Annotated in this window: 29 protein-coding genes; 9 read left to right on the top strand and 20 right to left on the bottom strand. The window is 66.3% G+C overall.

Annotated elements, in window-relative coordinates; all coding sequences use genetic code 11:
• Window positions 1-30 precede the first annotated feature (30 nt).
• Complete coding sequence (locus ASG86_RS00900) at window positions 31-387, bottom strand: heavy-metal-associated domain-containing protein (protein WP_056328930.1); 357 nt, start codon at window positions 385-387, stop codon at window positions 31-33.
• A 269-nt stretch (window positions 388-656) separates the two neighbouring features.
• Between ASG86_RS00900 and ASG86_RS00905 the strand changes: the two genes are divergently transcribed.
• Both ASG86_RS00905 and nhaA read left to right on the top strand, forming a co-directional pair.
• The gene (locus ASG86_RS00905) at window positions 657-1,337 is read left to right on the top strand and encodes a PAS and ANTAR domain-containing protein (protein WP_056328933.1); all 681 of its coding nucleotides are present in this window, start codon (window positions 657-659) and stop codon (window positions 1,335-1,337) included.
• 85 nt (window positions 1,338-1,422) lie between these two features.
• On the top strand, window positions 1,423-2,790 hold the full coding sequence (gene nhaA, locus ASG86_RS00910; RefSeq protein ID WP_056328935.1) for a Na+/H+ antiporter NhaA: 1,368 nt from the start codon (window positions 1,423-1,425) through the stop codon (window positions 2,788-2,790).
• Window positions 2,791-2,796: 6 nt separating this feature from the next.
• Here the strand turns inward: nhaA and ASG86_RS00915 are convergent, their stop codons facing one another.
• From ASG86_RS00915 to ctaC, 7 genes are all read right to left on the bottom strand, one after another.
• Entirely contained in the window at window positions 2,797-3,057 is a 261-nt protein-coding gene (locus ASG86_RS00915; protein ID WP_056328938.1) for a GlsB/YeaQ/YmgE family stress response membrane protein, read from the bottom strand.
• Window positions 3,058-3,185: 128 nt separating this feature from the next.
• On the bottom strand, window positions 3,186-3,416 hold the full coding sequence (locus tag ASG86_RS00920) for a hypothetical protein (RefSeq protein ID WP_056328941.1): 231 nt from the start codon (window positions 3,414-3,416) through the stop codon (window positions 3,186-3,188).
• A 107-nt stretch (window positions 3,417-3,523) separates the two neighbouring features.
• Window positions 3,524-4,681: an ABC transporter ATP-binding protein gene (locus ASG86_RS00925; protein ID WP_200946083.1), complete on the bottom strand. Its 1,158-nt coding sequence runs from the start codon at window positions 4,679-4,681 to the stop codon at window positions 3,524-3,526.
• Window positions 4,678-6,267, bottom strand: coding sequence for an ABC transporter permease (locus ASG86_RS00930; protein WP_200946085.1), 1,590 nt, complete (start codon window positions 6,265-6,267; stop codon window positions 4,678-4,680). Before ASG86_RS00930 ends, ASG86_RS00925 begins: the two co-directional genes overlap by 4 nt.
• A 4-nt stretch (window positions 6,268-6,271) precedes the next feature.
• Window positions 6,272-7,327, bottom strand: a complete 1,056-nt coding sequence (locus tag ASG86_RS00935; RefSeq protein WP_056328947.1) for an iron ABC transporter substrate-binding protein — start codon at window positions 7,325-7,327, stop codon at window positions 6,272-6,274.
• A gap of 247 nt (window positions 7,328-7,574) precedes the next feature.
• On the bottom strand, window positions 7,575-9,329 hold the full coding sequence (ctaD, locus tag ASG86_RS00940; RefSeq protein WP_235565036.1) for an aa3-type cytochrome oxidase subunit I: 1,755 nt from the start codon (window positions 9,327-9,329) through the stop codon (window positions 7,575-7,577).
• A gap of 14 nt (window positions 9,330-9,343) precedes the next feature.
• Window positions 9,344-10,201, bottom strand: coding sequence for an aa3-type cytochrome oxidase subunit II (gene ctaC, locus ASG86_RS00945; RefSeq protein WP_235565037.1), 858 nt, complete (start codon window positions 10,199-10,201; stop codon window positions 9,344-9,346).
• Window positions 10,202-10,399: 198 nt separating this feature from the next.
• On the opposite strand from ctaC, the gene ASG86_RS00950 reads away from it, so the two are divergent.
• Window positions 10,400-11,239 carry a carbon-nitrogen hydrolase family protein gene (locus tag ASG86_RS00950; protein WP_235565038.1) on the top strand — a complete coding sequence of 280 codons (840 nt, stop codon included), beginning with the start codon at window positions 10,400-10,402 and terminating at the stop codon, window positions 11,237-11,239.
• A gap of 14 nt (window positions 11,240-11,253) precedes the next feature.
• Here ASG86_RS00950 and ASG86_RS00955 read toward each other — a convergent pair whose 3' ends face one another.
• The 6 genes from ASG86_RS00955 to ASG86_RS00980 all read right to left on the bottom strand — a co-directional run bounded on the left by ASG86_RS00955 (window position 11,254) and on the right by ASG86_RS00980 (window position 14,081).
• Window positions 11,254-11,742 (bottom strand): hypothetical protein, encoded by a 489-nt coding sequence (locus ASG86_RS00955; RefSeq protein WP_056328955.1) that lies wholly within the window; start codon window positions 11,740-11,742, stop codon window positions 11,254-11,256.
• Between the two features lie 40 nt (window positions 11,743-11,782).
• Entirely contained in the window at window positions 11,783-12,505 is a 723-nt protein-coding gene (locus ASG86_RS00960) for a VIT1/CCC1 transporter family protein (protein WP_056328957.1), read from the bottom strand.
• Window positions 12,506-12,601: 96 nt separating this feature from the next.
• The gene (locus tag ASG86_RS00965) at window positions 12,602-12,883 is read right to left on the bottom strand and encodes a hypothetical protein (RefSeq protein ID WP_056328959.1); all 282 of its coding nucleotides are present in this window, start codon (window positions 12,881-12,883) and stop codon (window positions 12,602-12,604) included.
• A gap of 9 nt (window positions 12,884-12,892) precedes the next feature.
• Window positions 12,893-13,609 (bottom strand): GAF and ANTAR domain-containing protein, encoded by a 717-nt coding sequence (locus ASG86_RS00970; protein WP_056328962.1) that lies wholly within the window; start codon window positions 13,607-13,609, stop codon window positions 12,893-12,895.
• On the bottom strand, window positions 13,606-13,824 hold the full coding sequence (locus ASG86_RS00975) for a hypothetical protein (protein WP_056328965.1): 219 nt from the start codon (window positions 13,822-13,824) through the stop codon (window positions 13,606-13,608). The genes ASG86_RS00970 and ASG86_RS00975 overlap by 4 nt, the downstream gene beginning before the upstream one ends.
• Window positions 13,824-14,081 (bottom strand): hypothetical protein, encoded by a 258-nt coding sequence (locus ASG86_RS00980; RefSeq protein WP_056328967.1) that lies wholly within the window; start codon window positions 14,079-14,081, stop codon window positions 13,824-13,826. The genes ASG86_RS00975 and ASG86_RS00980 overlap by 1 nt, the downstream gene beginning before the upstream one ends.
• 252 nt (window positions 14,082-14,333) lie before the next feature.
• Here ASG86_RS00980 and ASG86_RS00985 point away from each other — a divergent pair, with 252 nt between their 5' ends.
• Genes ASG86_RS00985 through ASG86_RS00995 form a run of 4 tightly spaced genes read left to right on the top strand, consistent with a single transcriptional unit; the run spans window position 14,334 to window position 17,269 of the window.
• Window positions 14,334-14,687 carry a hypothetical protein gene (locus ASG86_RS00985; RefSeq protein WP_056328970.1) on the top strand — a complete coding sequence of 118 codons (354 nt, stop codon included), beginning with the start codon at window positions 14,334-14,336 and terminating at the stop codon, window positions 14,685-14,687.
• A 27-nt stretch (window positions 14,688-14,714) separates the two neighbouring features.
• A complete protein-coding gene (locus tag ASG86_RS20695) occupies window positions 14,715-15,398 on the top strand; it encodes a M20/M25/M40 family metallo-hydrolase (protein ID WP_200946086.1) in 684 nt (227 codons plus the stop codon).
• Entirely contained in the window at window positions 15,331-16,149 is an 819-nt protein-coding gene (locus ASG86_RS20700; protein WP_200946088.1) for a peptidase dimerization domain-containing protein, read from the top strand. The genes ASG86_RS20695 and ASG86_RS20700 overlap by 68 nt, the downstream gene beginning before the upstream one ends.
• Window positions 16,130-17,269 carry a carboxylate-amine ligase gene (locus tag ASG86_RS00995; protein ID WP_056328971.1) on the top strand — a complete coding sequence of 380 codons (1,140 nt, stop codon included), beginning with the start codon at window positions 16,130-16,132 and terminating at the stop codon, window positions 17,267-17,269. The genes ASG86_RS20700 and ASG86_RS00995 overlap by 20 nt, the downstream gene beginning before the upstream one ends.
• A gap of 18 nt (window positions 17,270-17,287) precedes the next feature.
• Here ASG86_RS00995 and ASG86_RS01000 read toward each other — a convergent pair whose 3' ends face one another.
• The 6 genes from ASG86_RS01000 to ASG86_RS01025 form a co-directional block, all read right to left on the bottom strand.
• Entirely contained in the window at window positions 17,288-18,880 is a 1,593-nt protein-coding gene (locus ASG86_RS01000; RefSeq protein WP_235565039.1) for an alkaline phosphatase family protein, read from the bottom strand.
• 49 nt (window positions 18,881-18,929) lie between these two features.
• Window positions 18,930-20,072: an alkaline phosphatase family protein gene (locus ASG86_RS01005; RefSeq protein WP_082566613.1), complete on the bottom strand. Its 1,143-nt coding sequence runs from the start codon at window positions 20,070-20,072 to the stop codon at window positions 18,930-18,932.
• 175 nt (window positions 20,073-20,247) lie between these two features.
• Window positions 20,248-21,012, bottom strand: a complete 765-nt coding sequence (locus tag ASG86_RS01010) for an ABC transporter permease (RefSeq protein WP_056328977.1) — start codon at window positions 21,010-21,012, stop codon at window positions 20,248-20,250.
• The gene (locus tag ASG86_RS01015) at window positions 21,012-21,782 is read right to left on the bottom strand and encodes an ABC transporter ATP-binding protein (RefSeq protein ID WP_056328979.1); all 771 of its coding nucleotides are present in this window, start codon (window positions 21,780-21,782) and stop codon (window positions 21,012-21,014) included. The genes ASG86_RS01010 and ASG86_RS01015 overlap by 1 nt, the downstream gene beginning before the upstream one ends.
• 27 nt (window positions 21,783-21,809) lie before the next feature.
• Window positions 21,810-22,175: a DUF1048 domain-containing protein gene (locus ASG86_RS01020; RefSeq protein ID WP_056329669.1), complete on the bottom strand. Its 366-nt coding sequence runs from the start codon at window positions 22,173-22,175 to the stop codon at window positions 21,810-21,812.
• Window positions 22,176-22,177: 2 nt separating this feature from the next.
• The gene (locus ASG86_RS01025) at window positions 22,178-22,525 is read right to left on the bottom strand and encodes a PadR family transcriptional regulator (RefSeq protein ID WP_056328982.1); all 348 of its coding nucleotides are present in this window, start codon (window positions 22,523-22,525) and stop codon (window positions 22,178-22,180) included.
• 196 nt (window positions 22,526-22,721) lie between these two features.
• On the opposite strand from ASG86_RS01025, the gene ASG86_RS01030 reads away from it, so the two are divergent.
• Window positions 22,722-23,078, top strand: coding sequence for an SPW repeat domain-containing protein (locus ASG86_RS01030; protein WP_056328984.1), 357 nt, complete (start codon window positions 22,722-22,724; stop codon window positions 23,076-23,078).
• 14 nt (window positions 23,079-23,092) lie between these two features.
• On the top strand, window positions 23,093-23,224 hold the full coding sequence (locus tag ASG86_RS21085) for a hypothetical protein (protein ID WP_268760548.1): 132 nt from the start codon (window positions 23,093-23,095) through the stop codon (window positions 23,222-23,224).
• Window positions 23,225-23,226: the final 2 nt, after the last annotated feature.

Raw genomic sequence — 23,226 nt, forward strand, 5'->3', positions numbered from 1 at the left:
AAATGGGGGCCGCGCCGGGGCGCGGCTGCCTTATGCCAGGGCGTAACCTGCGGCGGTCACGGCCTCGCGGACGTCGGCATCGGATGCCGAACCCTTCACGGTCAGCCGGGACCGGCCGCCGGGGACCAGGTCAATGGACGCCGACGTCACGCCCGCAACCGCGGACACGGCCGTTTCCACTGACCGGACGCAGTGCCCGCAGGTCATACCCTCCACGGCGAAGTCACGCTGGAAGGAGGCGCCGGCGTCGAAATTTCCGACGGCGGACGAGGGCTGTTGTGCGGCATCCGAAGGCTGGGTGTCCGCTTGCTCAGGGGCCCCGGCAGGAGTGCAGCAGCTGCAGCCGGAGGAAGCGAGGGGGAGCTGGGGACGGTTCCCGATGAACATGTCAGTTCCAATCCGTTGAGGTAATCAAGGAGCGCTGGGGTTGAATGGCTGTGAAGGCGGGTGCAGGCACCAGCCGGGACATACCACTTCACTGACAACAGTTCCAACATACCCCCTAGGGGTATAGAGGTCAAGGACCTGCTAGCGTACTTTGCCGGCCGGTGCCATAGGACCTATCGCACTACCTTCCGTTGCCCGGGAAGACCATACTTGGATTAGTGAGGAGAGCCCGCCCGCTGGGGGCTGGCCGTTGCGCGGGAGGTTAACCTGTGACGGAGCTCAGCGACCTTTATACGTATTCGAGTGCACTCGGGGACAGCGAAAACGATGCCGGTATCTTCCGGGTGGAGATGGGGGCTGCAGGCCCAACGTTCCATTGGTCGGACGGCATGTTCCGGCTGCATGGCTACCAGCGCGGCGAGGTCGTCCCCAGCATGGAACTGATCTTCGCCCATAAGCATCCCGATGACAGGGAGCGGTGCGAAGAGATCCTGGGGCAGGTTTCCATGACCGGCGGGTTCTTCTGCATGTACCACCGGATTGTTGATGCCCGCGGCAGGATCCGGCGCGTACTGACGTCAGGCGAGGCGATCCTGGGCGCGGATGGATCGGTGGCGGCGTTCGAAGGCGTCACGGTGGACCTCAGCCGGACGCTGCAACGTGAAACGGAACAGACGGCGCGGGAAGCAGTGGAGGGCGCCACCGCAACCCGCACGGTGATCGACCAGGCCAGGGGCATCCTGATGGGCCAGCTGAAGCTTGGCTCTGACGATGCCTTCCAGATGCTGGTAAGCACCAGCAGCCACCGCAACGTCAAGCTGGTGGTGGTGGCGGCGGAGTTGGTCCAGCTGGCCAATTCCCCGGAAGCGCGGATTTACCTGGACCGGGCCGTGCGGGCCATCTCACTGACAGGACGGGCGGACCGCACCGGAGGCCGCCGCGCCGGATAGCGGCCCATTCCCGGTAAGATGGCTGGAGGTGCGCCGGGAAGTCTGGTCGGCATGGATTTGCCGAACCCGGATTTAAGGACACCGCATGAACTCCACCACGCCTTCGCCGACACCGCCCACGCCAAGCCGAAACAAGTTTTTCGGCTCCACCGTCTTCTCACGCGGCAGCTACGCCGAGGCACTGCGTATTACGGAGATCCTTCGCAAGGAGACCGTGGGAGGCGCCCTCCTGGTCGCGGCTGCCGTGATCGCCCTCATCTGGGCCAACTCCCCGGCGTCGGACAGCTACTTTGCCCTGCGCGATTTCAAGGTGGGCTACGAGCCGTGGCACCTGGAACTGAGCCTGGGGGCATGGGCGGCGGACGGCCTGCTGGCCATCTTCTTCTTCCTGGTGGGCCTGGAACTCAAGCGGGAATTCGTGGCCGGCGACCTGCGGCAGATCAGCAAGTCCATCGTGCCGGTAGCCGCCGCCGTGGGCGGCGTGGTGGTCCCGGCGGTGATTTACGCCGTCGTCAACCTCGCCAGCCCGGAAACATTGCGCGGCTGGGCCATTCCCACGGCAACGGACATTGCCTTCGCCGTGGCCGTGCTGGCCATCATCGGCTCCCACCTGCCCAGCGCGCTGCGGATCTTCCTGCTGACGCTGGCCGTAGTGGATGACCTGATCGCCATCACCATCATCGCGTTCTTCTACTCCAGTGACATCCAGGCCGCACCGCTGCTCCTGGCCCTCATCCCGCTGGGGATCTACACCTTGCTGGCTCAGAAGTACCGCCGCTTCTTCGGCCGCCATGCAGCCGCCGCGTGGCTGATCCTGCTGCCCCTGGGCGCCGCGACCTGGGCACTGGTGCACGCCTCCGGCATCCACGCCACCGTGGCCGGGGTGCTCCTGGGCTTCGCCATCCCCGTGATCCGGTCGCAGGCCTCGGGGGGACCCGAGGCCGGTCCCGGGCTGGCCGAGATTTTCGAGCACCGGTTCCGCCCGATCTCCGCCGGCGTGGCCGTTCCCATCTTCGCGTTCTTTTCCGCCGGCGTGGCCGTTGGCGGGTGGGAAGGCCTGGGTTCGGCCCTGTCGGACCCGGTGGCGCTGGGCATCATCCTGGGCCTGGTCCTGGGCAAGCCGATCGGCATCATGGGCACCACGTGGATCCTGACCAAGGCCACCAGGGCCAGCCTGGACAGCTCCTTCAAATGGATCGATGTGTTTGGCGTTGCGCTGCTGGCAGGGATCGGGTTCACCGTCTCCCTGCTGGTGGCAGAACTCAGCTTTGGCCACGGCAGCCTGCATGATGACCACGCCAAGGTGGGCATCCTGGCCGCCTCACTGATCGCCGCGCTGCTGGCCACGGCCGTGCTGCGGACACGGAACCGGCAGTACCGCGTCGCCGAAGAGCTGGAGCGGGTGGACTCGGACCAGGACGGCGTTCCGGATGTCTACCAGGAACGCGCCTGAGCCGAACTAGCGGCGAACGGACCTGCGGCCGGCAACTGCCTCCGCAGTTCCAACCAGGAGCACCGAGGCGATGACCGCCACGATGAAGCCCAGGAAGTTCAGTTCGAAGATATTGCCTGTTCCCAGCAACGAGGCAACCACGCCGCCGATAACGGAGCCAACAAGGCCCAGCAGCAGCGTGGCCAGCAGGCCCAGGTTCTGCCTGCCCGGCTTGATGAGGCGGGCCAGCGCGCCGATAACCAGGCCCGCAATGATGAATCCAATCATGGTCTGTGCTCCTAAGTGGTGGCCGGAAGTCGCACCATTGTAAGCATGCTTACTACCGGGGGGCCACCGGCCGTCCCAGCCCACTCCGCAGAACCCAGGCGGCGCACACCCTGCCGGGCGAGGGGTGCTCAGGCCATAGCGGCCGGGCTGGCCTCCGGTGCCGGTTCCACATGGCGGATCTCCAGAGCCTCGGGGTCCAGCAGCTTGCGCGTGCCGGTCCGGGCGTCCAGGATCCAGAACAGTTCGAGGTGCGGGACGACGTCGGTCACCCGGCCCCTGTGGAAGAGCCTGCCCCTGTGCCACGCCTCGATCTGGTCCCCGATGCGGAGCTGGGCGGTGCGTACTCCTTGTGCCTCCATAATGGGCTGCCTCCTGCTGTTGTATCCCCGTAAGCACAGCTTGCCGTGAAGACGTTGCCGGAGTGTTTCCGCCCGGTGTTTTTTCTGTGTCGGGGCAGGGCCGGAGGTCAGTCCTCCATGGGGAACGCGACGGCTTCGCCCACAACCCGCAGGCACAGCTCCATGCCGGGCCGGGCGATCGAGGCGTTCCAGTGCCGGATGGTGATCACTTCGCCGCCGCCGGGATACCGGTGGTCGGCGTGCTCTGCCACTTCCTGGGGTACGTTCAGCTTCAGCCGCACCGTGGTTTCGGGGCCGAAGTAATCGGTGTCCACCACTACGCCGCGGATGGGGCCGTCCTCGGCGATGCGGATCTGTTCGGGCCGCAGCATCAGCTGCACGCGTCCCTGCGCCGGCGGCCTCCGCACCGGGATACCGCCCAGGGAGCAGGTGGCCAGAGATCCTTCCAGCCAGGCGTCCAGGATGACGGCGTCGCCCAGGAACTCTGCGGTGGCCCGGTCCGCGGGGCGGGTGTACACCACGAAGGGGTTGCCGATCTGGGCCAGCTTGCCGCCGCGCATGACGGCCACTTGGTCGGCGAAGGAGAGGGCCTCGGCCTGGTCGTGCGTGACCAGGATGGTGGTGACGCCGGCCTCGGCCAGGACCTTGGCCACGGCGCGGCGGGTGGCAACGCGGAGCCCGGCGTCCAGGGCCGAGAAGGGCTCGTCCAGGAGCATCAGCTCCGGTTCGCGTGCCAGCGCCCGGGCCAGGGCCACCCGCTGCTGCTGGCCGCCGGAGAGCTGGTGGGGCCGGCGCTTGGCCATGGCGGCATCGAGGGACACCATCTCCAGGAGTTCGGCCACGCGGGCGGCGACGGCGCGGCGGCCGCCCTCGAGCTTGGCGGCATCAAGGCCGAAGGCAACGTTCTGGCCCACCGTGAGGTGCGGGAACAGGGCACCGTCCTGGGCCACGTAGCCGATGTGCCGTTTGTGCGCGGGAAGCCAGGCGCCCTCACCGGCCACCAAGGTTCCGTTCAGGGAGATGCTCCCGGTGTCCGGGTGTTCGAATCCGGCGATCAGGCGCAGGAGGGTGGTCTTGCCGGAGCCGGACGGGCCCACGATGGCGGTGGTTCCGCCCTTTGCCACGGACAGGTTGACGCCCTTCAGGACCGCCTGCGGACCGAAGTTCTTGGTGACGTCCGTGATCTGCAGGTGGCTGTTGGTGGTTGCGGCCACGGAGGGTGCCACCCGGTGTTCGGGCAGCCGGCGGGTTGATGGTGCAGTCACTGTCCGGCTACTTTCTTGGACTGTTGGAAGAGGAGGTAGGTCATGGGGGCCGAAAGCAGGATCATCAGCAGGGCGTAGGGAGCGGCGCCCGCGTAGTCGATTTCGCTGCTCTTGCTCCAGAACTCGGTGGCCAGGGTCCTGGTGCCGTTGGGGGACAGCAGCAAGGTGGCGGTGAGTTCGTTGGCGATGGCAAGGAACACCAGGGCTGCCCCGCCCGCGGCGGCAGGGGCGGTGAGCCGCAGGGTAACGCGGATGAAGGCCAGCAGCGGGGGCTTGCCCAGTGCCTGGGCGGCCTCGTCGAGTTCCTTGGGGGCCTGGGCCAGCCCGGCCCGGAGATTCACGAGGGCCCGGGGGATGAACAGGAGCACGTACGCCGCCACCAGCAGCCCCGCGGTCTGGTATACCCCGGGCACCAGGCGGATGCTGACGGTGACGAACGCCAGGGCCACTACGATGCCCGGCATGGAGCTGGTGACGTAGTTGGACAGCTCCAGCGACTTGCTGAACCATCCGGGATGCCGGACGGCGAGGTAGGCCATGGGGAAGGCCACCACGGTGGTGGCTGCGGCGCCGGCAAGCCCGTAGCTGAAGGTGGTGAGGAGGGCGGGCAGGAACTCGGACGCGGTCCAGATGTCCGCCCCGCCGGCCAGGATCCACCGGATGACGTAGAACAGCGGGAGGCCGAACGCCAGGGCGGTCAGCGCCAGCAGGAAAAGCTGCGCGGGCCACTGGTAGGCGTGCAGCGGGAGCCGCAGGGCCTTGCCCTGGACGCCGGATCCGATGCGGGCGTAGCGGGCGGTGCCGCGGCTGCGGACCTCCGCCAGCAGCAGGAGCAGGCAGAAGAGCACCAGGACGCTGGCCAGCATGTTTCCGGCGGCGCCGTTGAACGTGGACTGGTACTGGGTCATGATCGCGGTGGTGAAGGTATCGAACCGGATCATGGCGAACGCGCCGTATTCGGCCAGCAGGTGCAGCCCCACCAGCAGCGCCCCGCCGGTCATGGCGATCCGGAGTTGGGGGAAGACCACGCGGAAGAACGTGCGCCAGGCGCCGAGCCCCAGGGCCGCGGCGGACTGCTCAATGGCCGGGTCCAGCCGGCTCAGGGTGGCGGCGGCGGGGATGTACACCAGCGGGAAATAGGACAGGGTGGAGATCAGGATGCCCGAGCCCAGGCCGCCAAGTGACGGGACGGCGGTAACCCACGCGTAGCTGTTCACGAAGGCCGGGACGGCCAGCGGAGCAGCCAGCAGCACGGCCCAGACCCGGTGGCCGCGGAGTTTGGTCCGTTCCACCAGCCACGCCCCCGCCACGCCAAGCAGCAGGCACAGCGGGATGGTGGCGGCCATCAGGAGCAGGGTGTTCAGCAGCAGCTCGCCCACGCGGGGCCGCAGGATGAGCCCGACGGCGGTGTCCCACCCGGTTGCCACCGTCATGTAGGCCACGTACCCCAGCGGGACGAGGGAGAAGAGGGCGATCAGCACAGCCAGGACGGACACCGCGGAAACGCCGAAAGGCGGGCGGGGGCTGTTGCCCCTGCCCGCCGTCGTCGTGCTCCGCCTGGCGGGAGCCGATAGATCGGTGGTCACGGAATTAGAGGAGTCCGGCCTGGGTCATCAGATCGGTGACCTTTTCGGAGTTGAGCTTGGCGGCGTCAATCTTGGGAGCCTGCAGGTCCTTGATGGGAACCAGCTTGTCGTTGGCGGGGACGTCCGAGCCAATGGCGTACTCGAAGGACGTTCCGTTCTTGAGGACTTCCTGGCCCTTCTTGCCCGTGATGAACTTCAGGAACTGCTGTGCCGCGGCCGCGTTCTTGGAGGACTTCAGCACCCCGCCGCCGGAGACGGACAGGAATGCGCCCGGGTCCTGGTTCTTGAAGTAGTACGGGGTGACGTTGCTGGAGTTCTCGCCGGTCTTGGCCTGGTCGCCGTAGTAGTAGTAGTGGTAGATCAGTGCCGCATCCACTTCACCGGCGTTGACGGCCTTCATGGCCGTGCTGTTGCCCTTGTACGCCTTGGAGTTCTCCTTCATGCCCTTCAGCCACTCCTCGGTGGCGGCCTCGCCCTTCAGTTCCAGCAGGGCGGAGACAATGGCCTGGAAGTCCGCGCCGGTGGGGGAGGCGGCCCACTTGCCCTTCCACTCCGGCTTGGCCAGGTCAAGCATGGACTTGGGCAGCTGGTCCTCGGTGACCTTGGTCTTGTTGTACACCAGGACCGTGGACCGGGCTGCGATGCCCGTCCACTTGCCGGTGGACGGAGCGAACTCGGCGGGAACCTGGGCCAGGGTGTCCTTGTCGACGTCGGCGAACAGGCCGGCGTTCTCCACCTGGGTCATGGCGGGGGAGTTTTCGGTGAGGAACACGTCCGCCGGGGACGCCTGGCCTTCCTGGATGATCTGGTTGGACAGCTCCGTGTCCGAGCCCTGGCGCATGGTCACCTTGATGCCGGTTTCGGCCGTGAAGGCGTCCACCCATTCCTTGGTGAGGCTCTCGTGCTGCGCGTTGTAGACCGTGATCTCACCCGAGCCGGCGCCGCCGGACGCGGCGGAGGAACCGTTGCCGGCGGGGGTGGCACCGCCGCAGGCGGTCAGGCCAAGAGCTGCGGTGGCGGCGAGTGCGATGCCGGCCAGCGCGCTGTTGCGGATCTTCATTGAGGCTGCTTTCGGTGGGGAAAAAGTCTGCGTGAACCTAAGTCCTGGGGCACCGGAAAACAGTGCCTATGTCAGGAAACTGTAGGGTAGGCAAACCTAAGCTCCAAGCCGGAAAGCGCTTTAAGTGACCAGGTTCACATCAATTACGAAAACATGGCGTGACCTAATTGGTAACTCCTTAAACCTTGCCCGCGGAGGGCCCACCGATGGCGTTCCGGGGCTGCGCGTCAAAAGCAGCCTGCGCGGCCTACTTGTTCGGGTTGGGGTCGCGGACGTCGTCTTCACCGATGTCCGCGGCACCCAGGACATCAGCCGCGGGGCCGTGCGCCGGCGGGTGCAGCCGGACACTCAGCTCCGGGTGGTGCAGGTCCAGGGCAGGCCGCTCGGAACGGATCCGGGGCAGGGACGTGAAGTTGTGGCGGGGCGGCGGGCAGGATGTGGCCCATTCCAGTGATGCGCCGAAGCCCCAGGGATCGTCCACGGTGACTTTCTTGCCGGCCCGCCACGTGATGTAGACGTTCCAGAAGAACGGGATGAGCGACGCTCCCAGGAGGTAGGAACCCACGGTGGAGAACTGGTTCATGAAGGTGAAGTTGTCCTCCGGCATGTAGTCCGCGTACCGGCGGGGCATGCCCAGGACGCCCAGCCAGTGCTGGATCAGGAACGTGGCATGGAAGCCCAGGAAGAGCATCCAGAAGTGGATCTTGCCCAGGCGTTCATTAAGCATGGTGCCGGTGAACTTGGGCCACCAGAAGTAGAACCCGGCGAACATGGCGAACACCACGGTGCCGAACACCACGTAGTGGAAGTGGGCCACCACGAAGTAGGAGTCCGAAACGTGGAAGTCCATGGGCGGGGAGGCCAGGATGATGCCGGTGAGGCCGCCGAAGAGGAACGTGGCCAGGAACCCCATGCTCCAGAGCATGGGCGTCTCAAAGGTCAGCGAACCGCCCCACATGGTGCCGATCCAGTTGAAGAACTTCACGCCGGTGGGCACCGCGATGAGCATGGTCATGAAGGCGAAGAACGGCAGGAATATTGCGCCCGTCACGTACATGTGGTGCGCCCATACCGTCACCGAGAGGGCCGCAATGGCGATGGTGGCGTACACGATGCCCTTGTAGCCGAACAGGGGCTTGCGGCTGAAGACCGGGAAGACCTCGGACACGATGCCGAAGAACGGCAGCGCAATGATGTACACCTCGGGGTGGCCGAAGAACCAGAACAGGTGCTGCCAGAGGATGGCACCGCCGTTGTCCGGATCGAAGATGTGGGCACCGAACTTCCGGTCCGCGCCGAGCGCGAACAGGGCTGCAGCCAGCGGCGGGAACGCCATCAGCACCAGGATGGCCGTGACCAGCGTGTTCCAGGTGAAGATGGGCATCCGCCACATGGTGAGCCCCGGGGCGCGCATGCAGATGATCGTGGTGATGAAGTTGACGGAGCCCAGGATGGTGCCGAAGCCGGACAGCGCCAGGCCGAAGACCCACAGGTCACCGCCGATGCCCGGGGTGAAGGTGGTGTTGGACAGCGGCGCGTAGGCGAACCAGCCGAACGAGGCGGCGCCCTGCGGGGTGATGAACCCGGACACCGCGATGGTGGAGCCGAACAGGAAGAACCAGAAAGCCAGCGCGTTCAGGCGGGGGAACGCCACGTCAGGGGCGCCGATCTGCAGCGGCATGATGACGTTGGCGAACCCGGCGAACAGCGGCGTGGCGAACATCAGCAGCATGATGGTGCCGTGCATGGTGAACAGCTGGTTGTACTGTTCCTTGGTCTGCAGGATCTGCATGCCGGGTTCGAACAGCTCGGCGCGGATCAGCAGGGCCATCACCCCGCCTGCGCAGAAGAACACGAAGGACGAGATCAGGTACATGTACCCGATGGTCTTGTGGTCGGTGGAAGTGATCCAGTTGACGACGATGGTGCCTTTGGAGCGCCGGACCACTGCCGGTGCCGCAGTGGCCGCGGTTCCGCCCATTCTCTGGCCTGTGGTGGTCATGTCGGTGCCCTCCTTTACTCTGCTGCTTCCGGGGCCTGCGGTGACGGGGCTGAGAGCGGCTGCCTGACGTATTCTTCGCCGAGGCTGCCGGTGTTGCCCTTGGCCTTCAGGTCGGCGATGTGGCTGTCATAATCCTGCTGGCTTACCACCCGGACCTTGAAGAGCATTTCGGAGTGGTACTCGCCGCAGAGCTCGGCACACTTGCCCATGTATTCGCCGATGCGGTTGGGGGTGATGTTGATGTAGGGGTTGTACTGTTCGTGGCCCGGGTACAGGTCGCGTTTCTGGAGGAAGTCCACCACCCAGAAGGAATGCTGCACGTCGCGGGACTGCAGGTGCAGTTCCACTTTCTTTCCCACCGGAAGGTAGAGCGTGGGCAGCCGGTCCGGGGCGCCATAGCCGCCGGTCAGGTGGGCCTGTTGTCCGGCGTCCTCGTGGACCTGCTCCTTGACGTAGTTGAAATCCCAGGACCATTGCTTGCCGAAGACGTCAATCACGACGTCCGGGTCGGGATAGCGTGCATCGATGGCCCGCTGTTCCCGGTCCGTGAAGACGAACAGGACGCCGATGACGATCAGCGGAATGGCCAGGTAGAACACTTCCAATGGAAGGTTGTAGCTCAGTTGCGCGGGGAACCCTACAGTGTTCTTCCTGCGCCGGTAGGCCACGATGACCCAGATCATCAATCCCCAGGTGATGATGCCCACTACCAGGGCGGCGATCCAGGAATTGACCCACAGGTCGGTGATCAGTGCCGTGTTGTTGGTGGTGTCGCGGGCTCCGGGCAGGAAGCCGCGGGAAACCAGATCCGAGCAGGAAGTCAGTGCGGGCAGCACCACGAGGACCGCGCCCAGCCCTGCCAGGCGCCGCATGCTGTGGTTTTTGGATGGCTTGTTACCCACGTATGGTCCCTCCGGCATGCTCCAGAAGCCCAACTGCATGAGCCCGCCACTGGCCCGGGGACCAGCGGGTTGTGTGCCTTACCCTACGCGCGGAGGATGCTGATGGGAAGGGGTTGTGCAGCGGCCGGCAAACTGCCGCCGGGCACCCCTCCGCGTGGAAGGACAGCCATGGATTCGGAGAGCATGACCATAGCGGCAGGGCAGTTCCGGGCCGGCACGGACAAAGCCAAAAATACGACGGCGGCAGGGCGGCTGATTGCGGAGGCTGCGGCCGCGGGGGCGGACCTGGTGGTCCTCCCCGAGTCCAGCCTGTACGGCACCAGCGAACCGGCCACCGCCATTGCGGCCGTTGCGGAGGACCTGGATGGTCCCTTCATCCGCAGCATCGCCGGCTTTGCGAAGGAGCACGCGATAGCGGTGGTGGTGGGGACCTACGAGAGAACGGAAACCGGCCTGCCGTACAACACCCTGGTGGCGCTGGACAGCCAAGGGAACATCCTGGGCTGCTACCGGAAGGTCCACCTCTACGATGCGTTTGGGTACCGGGAAAGCGATGGCATCTCGGCGGGCAGTGCCGAGGAACCCCTGGTGTTCAGCCTTGGCGGGTTCCGGTTTGGTGCCTTCACCTGCTACGACCTGCGTTTTCCGGAGAGCGCCCGGGCAGCCGTCGACGCCGGAGCGGACATCCTGCTGGTGCCATCCATGTGGATCCGCGGACCGGGCAAGGAGGACCACTGGTCCACGCTGGCCAGGGCGCGGGCCATCGAGAACACGGCCTACGTCCTGGCGGCCAACCAGTGCGGCCCCCTCGCCACCGGCTTTTCGGTGGCCGTGGATCCGGCCGGGGTGGTGGTGGCCAACGCGGGTGAGGAACCGGGCCTGATCGTGGCCCGGCTCAGCCGGGAACGGCTGGAGCAGGTGCGCAGGCGGGTGCCGGTACTCGCGAACCGGCGCTACGCCGTCGTACCTCTTCCGGAGCCTGCTTCACGGTCGAGGCCGCGGGGCTGAGGGCAGACGCGCGGCTAGCGCGTCCCGGCCCAGACGGACACTGCCCCGGAGTGGCCGGTCAGGATGCTTTGGTACACCAGGAACAGTCCGGCCAGGATGCCCAGCGCCGACGTGGCAGGGAGCAGCCAGCGGGATCCCAGGAGCCCGCGAAGACCCCGGAAGGCGGGCAGCCGCGTCAGGAGCGAAGGGAAAGCGGCAACGATCTGGGCGGCCACGGCCACCAGGAACAAGACGGTGACGTAGCGGAGGAAACTTCCCTGGTGGCCGTGATCCTCAATGAGCCGGGACACCCCCTTGGCCTTCTCCAGCTGTTCCCCCGCTTCGGCGGTGATCACGGACAGCGGGACCAGCAGCAGTGCCAGGACTCCCAGCGGCCAGGCCAGGTACCGCCTGCTCCGCCGCAGCAGCGCGAACACCACTGCTGCAACCCCGGCCAGCGGGGCCAGGACCACCACGCCGTGAATCAGCAGAATATGGGCCGGAAGGCCGGCAATCTCCAGCACGTGGAACTCCTGATCGGTAGCGGGTGTCTGTGGGAAAAGACTAGGCGATGCCGGTGGTGCCCAGCAGGCTTCCCACCGCGAACGTGAAGGCCATGGCCAGCGCCCCGCCCACCACCAGCCGGATGGTGGCCTTGCGCTTGGAGCTCCCGCCGATTTTGGCGCTGATGGTGCCGGTCAGTGCGAGCGCCAAAATGACGGCAACAAACGTGACCGGGATCCGTGCCTCTTCGGGCGGGAAGATGATGGCCAGCATGGGCAGCACGGCGCCGACGGTAAAGGCGATGGCGGAGGCGAAGGCTGCGTGCCAGGGGCTGACCAGTTCCTCTTCGTCAATGTTCAGTTCGGCGGAGAGGTGGGCCTTCAGGGCATCCTTTGCCGTCAGTTCCTCGGCAACTGTCCGGGCCGTGGCTTCGCTAAGTCCCTTGGCCTGGTAGATGTGGGCGAGTTCTGCCAGTTCGCCGTCGGGATCGTCCCTGAGTTCCTGGCGTTCCTTTTCGATCAGGGCCCGTTGGCTGTCACTCTGGCTGCTGACGGAAACGTATTCGCCCAGGGCCATGGACACCGCCCCGCCCACCACGGCGGCGGTGCCTGCCACCAGGATGGGGGCCAGGTCATTGGTCACGCCGGCCACGCCCACCACTGTGGCCGCCACGGAGACGATGCCGTCGTTCGCGCCGAGGACGCCGGCCCGCAGCCAGTTCAGCCGGGCTGCCACGCTGCTGTCGTGCGGTTCGTTGTGGCTCAGCTTGAGGGTTTCAGACATGCTGGCAGTAAAGCACCGTACGGATCACGGTGCCACGAAGGTTTGCATCCCCTAACAGACGGGCGGTCGCAGAGGTTGGAACAACTTTGCCTGACGTCAGCTCGGGCCGATGGGTCCCATGCCTTTCATCTGGTCGGCACACGGTGCGTGCAGCGGCGGCTTCTCTGCGATGATTTCGTTGCATGCCAGGGCCAGCAGGTCACGCTGGATGACGGGCAGGGAGATGAGGCCCTGCAGGTAGGCCTGGACCTCATACTCGCCGGCGGAACCGGTCATGCTGAAGTAGCGCAGCCAGAGTTCTCCCACCGTGATGTCAGCGGCGGTCAGGGCGTCCCTAAGCTGCCCACGCTGCTCCGGTTCATGCGGATCAAAACCCATCGCTGCCCCCTATGACCCCGCGGGCGGCACCCTGGTGGCCAGTTGCTCACTGACCTCAACCAAGGTGGCACCTGACACCCGCGCGTTTTGGATCAATTGCTGCAGGGCGCGCTCATGGCTGATGCCCTGCCGTTCCATCAACATCCCGCAGGCACGGTTGACGGTGTCCCGGCTGGCCAGGCTGGCCTTGAGGCTTTCCGCCATCCGCAGCGGGGCTTCCGTCCCTTGGATGTGGGCCAGCAGGGTGGCTGCCGTTTCTGCAAAAAGGGACAGGGCCCGTCCGGTTGACTCGTCGTATTGGCCCGGCAGCGCCGAATAGATCTTGAAGGCACCCAGCGCTTCCTTGCCAACCACCAGCGGCGCACTCACCACCGACCGGACCGGGAGTGACGCCACTGCGGATTGCCAGCGCGGCCAGCGGGTATCCGTTTGGAGGTCCTCGATGATGACCACTGTGCCAGTCGCCCATGCCGTAAGGCAGGGGCCCTCGCCGAGCTCGTACTGGGCAGCGTCGAGCTTCTCCACCAGTGAATCGGTAGCGGCGCTGCTCGTGCGCTTGCCCGCGGCATCCATCAAGGACACTCCGGCACCGGGACTGCCAGGCAGCGACTCCTTGATGGCCTGGGCCAGGAGTGCCACCGCGCGGTCCACCTTCTCCTCCGTCAGCAGGAGCCCGCGGATGCGGGCCACGGCCGCGGTCAGATCGTCCAGCGGCAGCTGCGTCATCCCGGCACCGGGTCATCATGATCTGGAATTTCCATCTGGAACCCGCAGGCGCAGCGCAGCACACTGGTTGCCAGGTACACGCCCAGGGCCTCGGGCAGCCGCTGGCTCACGTAACTGCCGTGGATGGTGCGCATCTCCGCGCCGGCAGCGCCCATCGGTTCTCCGCAGTGCATATAGTGCCCGTTGGCATACAGCACATCCAACTGGGTGGACATCAGGCCACCGCCGGGTAGCTGTAGAGGATGTAATCAGCGGCGGCAGGACCCGTCATCCGCAGGTGGCTGTTCCGGACGTCCACGCCGCAGCGCAGCATGCCTGCCCGGAAGGCCTGATCGGATTTTGGCGCCCGGCCGTGCAGGGCCGCCCAGCTCACGTACAGGCCGTAGAGGCAGTCGGGACCCAAGGGAAATTCATCGAAGGGGTCCGGGTGCGTGGCTTCGTCAAGGAACTGCTGGAATTGCGACAATGCCATGTTAAAGGCCTTTTCGCTTCTGCATCCTGCGCCGCCGTTGCACTACAGCAGCTACTCCACGCCGGCCTGTGCAGGGGGCCGGGGGAGGACGGGGCATGATTCCCGTCACAAGTTCGAATTTACCTGAGCAGTCGGGGGATGTACAGCAGGGCCTGGGAGCTCTGTACCAACGCCAAACCTTTGGGTACCGTAAAACAAGTAAGCGTACTTACTAAGTTCCAAGAAGGACCCCAAAGGACAAAGGGAGGACCCATGAACAACCCATCGCAGGACAACAACGCTCCCCGCCACAGCGACCTGCCCCTTCCGGATTACGACCATTTGCCGGTGGCTACCCTGCCCACGCGGATCACGGGCCTGACCGAATCGGACGTGCAACAGCTGACCAGCTACGAGAAGGCACACGGGAACCGGCTGCCCGTCCTGCAGGTCCTGGAGCACCGCCTTCAGGCCTTGCAGAACGGGGCGGAGCCAAGCGGCTCCCAGACCCCGCCCACGCCCGAGGTGTCCGGCGGCCAGGGCCCGCAGCAGCCTGCCAGCGTGCCCGGACCTCCCGTCAACCCGCCGTCCCAGGGCGTTCCTACCAATCCTGCACAACCGCGCTAGCGGGACGGTTAGGCAGGGCGCGCGGATATGGAGGGCGAAGAGCACGACGACGTCGGGCGCCTGCGTGCAGGCGTCCGGTCACGTGAGGCGGAATTGGAGCGGCGGCTGGCGGAGTGGGTGCGCGTCCCGGGCATCCTGGGAGTGCCCGAACACTCCCAGGACCTGCTCCGTTCCGCCAACTGGCTCGCCGGCGAATTCCGTGAAGTGGGCTTCCCCGTGGTGGAGGTGCTGCCCACGGGAGAGTCCCACGCCGTGTACGCGGAGTGGTGCAATGACGCCGGAGCGCCAACGGTCCTGGTCTACAGCCACCATGACGTCCGCGAGGTGAAGCCGGAGAACTGGGCCATGACGGCGCCTTTTGAACCGGTACTCCGCGAAGGCCGGCTGTACGGCCGGGGAAGCTCCGACGCCAAGGGCCAGATCCTGGCGCATTTTGAGGGGCTCCGGGCCCACCTGCAGGAGACGGGCACGCCGAAGATCAACCTGAAGTTCCTCATTGAAGGGGAGGAAGAAGGCGGCTCACCGCATCTGGCCAAAGCTGCTGGCGGACAACGCCGAACGGTTCGCCGCAGACCTGGTCCTCTTTTCCGACACCCTCCTCTGGCACGCCCGGCACCCGGCCGTCTGTGTCAGCCTGCGCGGCATGCTCAGCGTGCACCTGGAGGTGTACGGGCCCGGGCGGGACGTGCACAGCGGCGCCGTGTCCGGTAACGCACCCAACCCCGCCTTTGAGCTCGGCCGGCTGCTGGGGCTCCTCCACGACCAGGACGGCCGGGTGGCAGTTCCCGGCTTTTACGACGACGCGGCGCCGGACCCGGCCGGCCTCCGGAACGCGCTGGCGGACCTGCCCTTCAGCGAAGAGGACTGGCTGGCCCGCTCCGAAACCGGCGCCATCACCGGCGAGAAGGGATACACCGTGCTGGAACGGCTGTGGCTGCGCCCCGCCGTCGAGGTCACCTCCATCATTGCCGGCGACGCGCTGGGCGTGTCCCGCGCCGCCGTACCCGCTGTTGCCTCGGCGGACCTCAGCTTCCGGACAGTTCCCGGCCAGCGCCTGGAAAAAATCGCCGAGCAGCTGCAGGAGTGGGTGGCCGGCACCATCGGCGACGCCTACGGGTTCAGCCTGGTCCCGGACCTGGAAACGGCGCAGGAACCCTACCTGACGCCTGACCATCCAGCCGTCGCCGCCCTGGAAAAGGCCATGGCGCGTGGTTTTAACGCCGAACGGGCTGGGCGGATGGGCAACGCCGGCGGCGGTCCCGCCGAGCTGCTGGGACGCAGCCTCTCGGCGCCCGTACTCTTCTTTGGCACCGGCCTGGTGGAGGACCACTGGCACGACAGCGACGAGAGCGCCAGCCTGGACGTGCTGATGGACGGGGCCCTGACGCTGGCTTGCTTCTGGGACGAACTTGCAACCATGCAATGGGAGAAGGGCGACGACGATGGACACCTACGGCAATGACGGCACCGGCGGCGCCGGCGCGGGTAAGCGAACGTTCGGCATTGAGGAGGAGCTGCTCCTGGTGGACGCCGCAAACGGCGAAGCCGTGCCCATGGCAGGAGAGCTCCTGAACCTGTACGTCCGCCCTCTGGTGGCCGGGGCCGGGCCCGTCCTCACCGCCGAGTTCCAGCAGGAAATGATCGAGGTGGTCACCCCGCCGCACGCTACTTTGGCGACGCTTGAGCGGGACATCGTGGCGGGACGGGCCGTCGCCCACCAGGCGGCAGAGGACGTCGGGGTCAGGGTGGCCGCCCTGGGTACCTCACCGCTCCCGGCCGATCCCCATCCCGTGCAGCTCCGCCGGTTCAAGGCCATGACGGAGGAGTACGGGCTGACGGCAAGGGAACAGCTCACCTGCGGCTGCCACATCCATGTCTCGGTGGAGTCGTCGGAGGAAGCGGTGGCTGTGCTGGACCGGATCCGCATCTGGCTGCCGGTGCTGATCGCGCTCAGCGCCAACTCGCCGTTCTGGCACGGCAGGGACAGCGGTTATGCCAGCTACCGCTCGCAGGTGTGGAACCGCTGGCCCTCCGCCGGGCCGCTGGAGATCCTGGGCACGCCGGACGCCTACCACCAGTTGGTGCACGACATGGTGAGCACCGGCGTCGCCCTGGACGAGGGCATGATCTACTTTGATGCCCGCCTCTCCCGGCACTACCCCACGGTGGAGATCCGGGTGGCCGACGTGTGCCTGCGTCCGGAGAATACCGTGCTGCTGGCGGGCATCGCCCGGGGCCTGGTGGAAACGGCCGCACGCGAATGGCGGGAGGGGACGCCGCCGGTGGCCGTGCCGGCCGCGCTGCTCCGGCTGGCCGGCTGGAAAGCCAGCCGCTGGGGCCTGCGGGGCGAGTTGCTCGATCCCCAAACGCACCGACCGGCGCCCGCGCTCGCCGTCGTAAATTCCCTGCTGAACCATATCCGCGGGGCGCTGGAGGACATGGATGACCTGCAGCGGGTGGAGGACCTGGTGGACAGGGTGCTCGCCGGCGGCACCGGTGCAGTGCGGCAGATCGAGGTGCTGCACCGGACGGGGGACCTGGAGAGCGTGGTCCGCGACGCTGCGGACTGTACTGTCTCTTAAAGCCGGGCGCGGCGGGCGTCAGTAGGTGGTTGCGTCGGGCAGGATCAACGGCGGCAGCGGAGCCTGGTTGAAGTCGAAGGCGTTGACGAGATCCCCCAGCTGCGGGTTGTTCTCGCGGACCCCGGGGCGGTTGTCCGGCCGGCCGTCCGTAGCGGGGTCGATGCGTTCGCCGCCCAGGAAGTCATCCTCGATGAACTTGAAGTACGCGTCCTGGCTGAGGACCTGGTGGTCGATGTAGCCCTTTTTGGCGTAGGGGCTGATCACCAGGGCCGGCACCCGCAGGCCAAATCCGGCGTTGTCCACCACAGGCGGCTGGACATGGTCGTAGAACCCGCCCCAGTCGTCCCAGTTCAGGAAGATCGCGGTGCTGTCCCAGTCCGGGCCGCTCATGACGGCGTTGACCAGCCCGGCAACATACTGCTGTCCGGTGCTGACTTTGGCCGGCGGGTGTTCGCTGACCTCATCGCTGGGCGCCACCCAGCTGACCGCGGGAAGCCTGCCCTGCCGGGCATCGTCGTAGAAACCGCTCAATGACTTGATGTTGCCCTGCTGGCCGTTCTCCTTGACCGTGTCGAAGTACGGAAGCGGATTCCAGCGGCCCGGCGTCTCGGCGTCCTGCTCAATGGGGTCGCAGGTGGCGGCGTCGTTCCGGCAGTCCGGCTCGGTGCCGCTGAACACGTAGTACGCCCACGGCACCGAGTGTTTGTGGAGCAGATAGGTCAGGTCGGTCCAGGCGTAGTTTGGCTGTTTCAGGTTCTTGGCTGCTCCGGCCAGCTTCTCCTTCAGGGGGGCCGGAAGGTCCGCCACGTCCACTGCGGCCTTGCAGGTGGGATAGGAATCGGTGCGTTTGCAGCTGGCCGTGGCCAATTGCCGGGCCTGGTCGGCAAGGCCGGGATCGGCGCCCGCTGCTTCCAGCGCCTCGCGGCAGGGCTGGACGTCCTGGCTTGCCTGGCACTTGCCGATCAGGCTGTCATCGAAGTTTTCCTTCTCCGGTTCATTATCCAGGCCCTCGAGCGCGTCCACGCACGACGCCGGGTCCCCGGCCTTGGTGCACTTGGCCGACCATTCCGAGACCATATAGAGGTGGGCCTGCAGGCTTCCGGCTGCGGCAGAGGTGAACATGTGGTCCTGCAGCAAGAAGTTGTCCGCGTAGGCCCAGTAGGTGGGCAGCTGTTTCCGGTCGTGGTAGCCCATCACGTCGGTCTTCCTGGACTTGTACCTGCAGTCGGTGGCCTCCGGTTCACACCGGGCGATGCCCTTTTCCGCCTGGGCCACGAACCCGTCCATGGCACCGTTGTTGATGTCTGCCGCCGCGTCCGCCGGGCTGTGCGGGCCGCCGTCATTGCTGTCCGACGAATCGTAGAACGGCGCCACGCAGCCGCCCCGTGCCGGGTCCGGGAGGCAGGCGGCCGGCTTGCCGTCCTTCATGGGAATCCCGTCGGCGCCCGGGTAGGTGCCGAAGTAACTGTCGAAGGACCTGTTCTCTTGGGTAATGATCACCACGTGCTTGATCTTGGCGATCCCCGATTCGGTTCCGTTTGCGGCGGGTGGGCCTGGACGCAGCATGGTGGAAAGTACGACGGCGAGCACCACCAAAACCGCCACCGTCACGGCAGCAGCCAGGGCAGTCCGCCGTCGTCCTTTCGCTGGAAAGCCCACCTTAGGAGGCCCGCTGGAAGACGTCGCCGCCGAAGGCCTTCACCCCGGGGTCCGCAGCCATTCCCAGCCGCGGGAGGTGGAAGAGGTCCTCGATGGTGGCCAGCAGGCTGTAGTGGTTGTAGGGCTGCTCCGATGATCCGCCCGCTGCGCTGAACGGGGACAGGACCAGGGCGCCCACCTTGCCCCCGGCGGCACCCCCGGCCGGGCTTCCCGCCTCTCCCGCCGACGGGCCGGCCGTGTCCCCGTCAGTCTCGTCGAAGGTGATCACCAGCATGCCGTCCTGCTTGTACGCCGGGGACGACAGGATGGCGGGCACCTGGTCCTTAAGCCACCCGTCAGCCGCCGCCAGGCCTCCCGGGCTGCCGTCGGCGCAGTTGGCATCGTGCCCGTCGTGGCACAGATCTGGCGTGATGTAGGCCAGGTCCGGAGTGGTGGCCACGGACTTCAGGTCATCCGCAAGGTGGGACAGGTTGACCACGTTCCTGGCGCAGTCCCCGGAGGAGATGACGGAGCGGAAGTAGACAAAGGGATTGTGGTGCGTGGAGTACTCCTCATCCGGGGTGGCCCGGATGTGGTCGTCGGCTTCCCCGAGGGCCGGGTGCTCACAGGGCTGCTGCATGTCCTCCATGTAGCCCTTCCACGTTTTGCCCTGGGCGGTGAGCTGCCCGGCCACGGTCTGGGTGTCCTTCGGGTAGACGCAGCCGTTGCCCTGGAGCGTGCCGTCCGGGCCGGTGCCGGTGGCCCTGAACGCGGTGTAGGTGCCGCAGTCCTCCCTCGTGCTGTTGCTGGGCGGCTGGCCGGAAATCTGGGCCAGGTAGTTGGGCAGCGAGTGGTGGCCTATGCCGTAGTAGTTCTGCAGCAGCACGCCCTGCTCCCGGAGGGTTTCCGACAGATAGGGGGCGGGGGAGCCGACGCCCCACACCACGTCGTAGCCCTTGTTTTCGAGGTTGATGACGAACACGTGCCCGGGGCTGCCCGACCGGCTTGGCGGGACCGGCTGGATGCTGCGGAACTGTGACGGAGCCGGCGCGGGGGTGGCCGGCTGGCAACCCGCCAGGACGGATACCAGCAGGGGCGCCACCAGGAGCAGGGCGGGAGCCGGCCATCGGCGGGCCTTCAAACGGGGAGCTGAACGGTGTTCCATGTCCGGCCTCTTTTGGTCGCAGCTGTTGCCCTGCCCGGCCGCCTTTGCAGCAGCCGGGCCGGGCAGGAGTGGCGCCCCAGCGTTGCCGCCACTCTTGCACGCCGGGGCTGCGTTGTGCAGGGGCAATCGCTGTGAGTTGGCCGTGAATCCGGCTGTTGCCCCCGGGGTCCAGCGGTCAGCTGACCTTTCGGCGGTAAACAGCGGCGGCCGCGGCGACAGCCAGCACGAGGATGCCGGCAAGCCAGGCCATTGCTGTCCAGATGCCGGCGCCCACCGCTTCCTGCGCGAACAGGGCTCGGATGGTATCGACAATGGAGGTCACCGGCTGGTTTTCGGCGAACCAGGCCACCGGGCCGGGCATGGAGTTGGTGGGAACGAACGCGGAGCTGATGAACGGCAGGAAGATCAGCGGGTAGCTGAAGCCGCTGGCTCCGTCCACGGTCCTGGCCATCAGCCCGGCGATAACGGCAATCCACGTCAGGGCCAGGGTGAAGAGGAGGAGGATTCCGACGACGGCGAGCCAGGCGGCCACGGAGGCTCCGGTTCGGAATCCCATCAGCAGGGCCACGCCCACCACGATGGCCAGTGCGCTGAAGTTGGCGGCCAGGGACGTGAGCACGTGGGCCCAGAGAACGCTGGGCCTGGCCACCGGCATTGACATGAACCGTTCGAAAATGCCGCCCTGCAGGTCCAGGAACAACCGGTAGGCGGTGTAGGCGACTCCGGACGAAATAGTGATCAGCAGGATGCCGGGCAGCAAGTAGTTGACGTACGGGGCGCCAGAGCCGGTGTTGATTGCCCCGCCGAAGACGTAAACGAACAGCAGCATCATGGCCACCGGCGTCACTGCAGTGGTGATAAGGGTGTCCGGGCTGCGGAGGATGTGGCGGAGCGAGCGGCCGGTCAGGACCCGGGTATCGCTGAAGAGATGGGAGGTCATCAGCTGTCCTTTCCGACGAGGGCGAGGAAGACGTCCTCGAGTGAGGGCTGTTTTTCGACGTATTCAACGGTGGCGGCGGGAAGGAGCCGCTTGAGTTCGGGAAGGGTTCCATTCTGGATGATGGTGCCCTGGTGCAGGATGGCGATCCGGTCGGCCAGGTGTTCGGCTTCGTCAAGGTACTGCGTGGTGAGCAGCACGGTGGTCCCCTGGGCGGCCAGCCGGCGCACGGTGTGCCACACTTCGAGGCGGGCCTGCGGGTCCAATCCCGTGGTGGGCTCATCGAGGAAGATGACCGGCGGGTTGCCGATCAGGCTCATGGCTATGTCCAGCCGCCGCCGCATGCCCCCTGAATAGGTGGATGCCCTGCGGTTCCCGGCTTCGGTCAGTGAAAACGAGTCCAGGAGCCCGTCAGCGATCTCTGCGTGGTTGCGAAGGTGCCGCAGCCTGGCCACCAGCACCAGGTTTTCCCGGCCCGTCAGCACGTCGTCCACCGCGGCGAACTGGCCCGTGAGGCTGATGGAGCCGCGCACCCCTGCCGGCTCCGCGCCGACGTCGTACCCGTTGACTGTGGCGGTTCCCGCGTCCGCCTTCAGGAGGGTGGACAGGATGCGCACCAGCGTGGTCTTGCCGGCGCCATTGGAGCCGAGGAGCGCGAAGATGCCTCCCCGCGGTACCTCAAAGTCGACGCCCCGCAGCACGTGCAGGTCCTTGAACGACTTTTCGATGCCCTGCACCCGAATGGCGGGCTGCAGGGCCTGGTCAGTGGTCATGACCGGTCCTTTCGTCTTTGTGGACAGTCAGGCGCCGTCAGCGGCAGCCTGGTTGATGGCCTCCGTCAGGCGCTGGCGCTCCTTGTTGATCCATTGGCCGTCTGAGTAGTTGCGGATGAAGGTTTCGGCGAATTCCACGGGGTCCTCTCCCACGACGTCGCGGATGGGGGTGCCATCCGCGGCCGCCCCTTCGATCAGGTCGGCGAGGTCCTCGAGCATCTGCATGAGGACATCGCCCTTGACGATGGCGGCGGCGTAGGTGAAGTACCGTTCCAGTGCATCGATGGTGGTCCGGTAGCTGCCCGGCAGCTGTTCCTTGCGGGCCTTGTAGACGCGCCAGCGTTTCTTGTCGTCGAAGGAACCGGTGACTTTTTCGAGCCATCCCTGGGCCATGGTCATTCTCCTTTTTCCTGTGAGTGGTTGTTGCGGTGGAGGTGCCCGATGCGTTCGGCGAGGAAGCTCCAGGTGTTCCAGAACTCCGCCAGGTAGCTGTTTCCCGCGGCGTTCAGCGTGTAGACCTTGCGCGGCGGGCCTTTCTCGGAGGGAACCTTTGCCACGTCCACGAGGCCGCGTTGTTCGATGCGGACCAGCAGCGCGTACACAGTCCCCTCGGCGATGTCGGTAAAGCCCTGCTCCCGCAGGCGGGCCGTAATTTCGTAACCGTATGCCGGCTGCGCGGCGAGGATGGCGAGGACGATGCCCTCCAGCGTGCCTTTGAGCATTTCGGTCATTTGCTTGCCCATCGGGGGCTCCTTGACTACTCAGTAATGCTGACTACCACTACATAGTAACACTGAGTACACGAAGCGCAATGCCCGCCTAGGTCTTTCTGCCCTAGAAGGCGGTGTGCCGGAAGCGTTGACTGGGATTGCGGGCGGTGAACGCCCTCCCGGGACGGAAAGCGCAAGGCTGCCTGCCCGGAACCGAAAGGAAACCCAAGTGAAAAAGTGGTATCGGTGGCAGGACTACGTAACGGTTGCCGCCGGTCTCTTCACCGCCATCGCGGTCCTGTGGACACGGCAGCAGAATATGTCCACCACCTTCATGCTCCTCTTCGGCGGACTCCTGATCATCAGCGGCGTCATCAACCTGGCCATGCCCGGAACACCGGTCATGGAATACGCCCAGGCTGCCCTTGCCGCCCTGCTGATCCTCTCGCCGTGGATGGGCTCCTACACCGGCGCCACGGGCGCCGCGTGGACATCCTGGATTGCGGGCGCAGTGGCGCTGGTGGTCACGGCCGCGGCCATCAAGCCCAGCACGGATGCCCATCACAACCTCCGCATGTCGCACTAGCGGAGGTATCCGCCATGACCGAGGTGCTGCACCATGAAGCAGGGTTCGGAGCCGTGCTTGTTGAAGCTGACGACCGTCCGGCCGCACGTGCAGCACTGGAGGCCATGGCGGCACTCTTCCCGGACCAGACCATCGCCGGCGGGTGACG

The sequence above is a fragment of the Arthrobacter sp. Soil764 genome, from assembly GCF_001428075.1.
Classification (GTDB): domain Bacteria; phylum Actinomycetota; class Actinomycetes; order Actinomycetales; family Micrococcaceae; genus Arthrobacter.